Below are 554 nucleotides of genomic sequence, written 5' to 3' on the forward strand. Positions count from 1 at the left end.
CAACGAGCACACGTCGGCGTGGAGAACTGGACGAGGGTGGCACGACTGCCGAAGGCATCGGCGGAGGCGAGGTCGTCGACGGTGCTGGCGGTGCCGTCGGGCGCGGTCGGGCTGGGCTTCGCGCGGCCTGTCCTGGAACGCAGGAGCAGCCCGAGGACGGTGGCGAGGGCGAGAACCCCCGCCAGCACGGCGACGGCCACGATGACGGTCATGGTGTGACCGTACGTCGTGGTGCTGTCCGCACGGAAGCACGTGTCCGTTCGTGACGGTGCCGGGCGGTCTGGCGGTCCGGCGGTTTGGCGGTTCGGCGCGGCCGTCGCGTCGTTCAGCCGTCAGACGAGCCGCCCGCCGGGGTGGGGACACCTGCGCCGTGAACAGCGCACCTTTCCAGCGTCGGCGGCGGACGGCTCACCTGCCTATGCTTCGTCGTCCTCCGCGCCCTCCACCGCGGTGGTCAGGGCGGGGTCGCCGCTGGCGATCACGCCGACCACCTGGCTCGGATCGGTGCCGAAGGTGGGCGGGCACTCGCTGGCATCGAGGACGCCGAGCCGGCC

Annotated in this window: 2 pseudogenes; both read right to left on the minus strand. The window is 72.7% G+C overall.

From position 1 onward, the window contains the following. A pseudogene (locus BIU95_RS12555) lies at nt 1–212 on the minus strand (thioredoxin); the annotation flags it as partial. 207 nt (nt 213–419) lie between these two features. Further along, nucleotides 420–554: pseudogene (locus BIU95_RS19095) on the minus strand (N-acetylmuramic acid 6-phosphate etherase); the annotation flags it as partial.

Source organism: Curtobacterium sp. MCBA15_007 (assembly GCF_001864905.1).
GTDB lineage: Bacteria > Actinomycetota > Actinomycetes > Actinomycetales > Microbacteriaceae > Curtobacterium > Curtobacterium poinsettiae.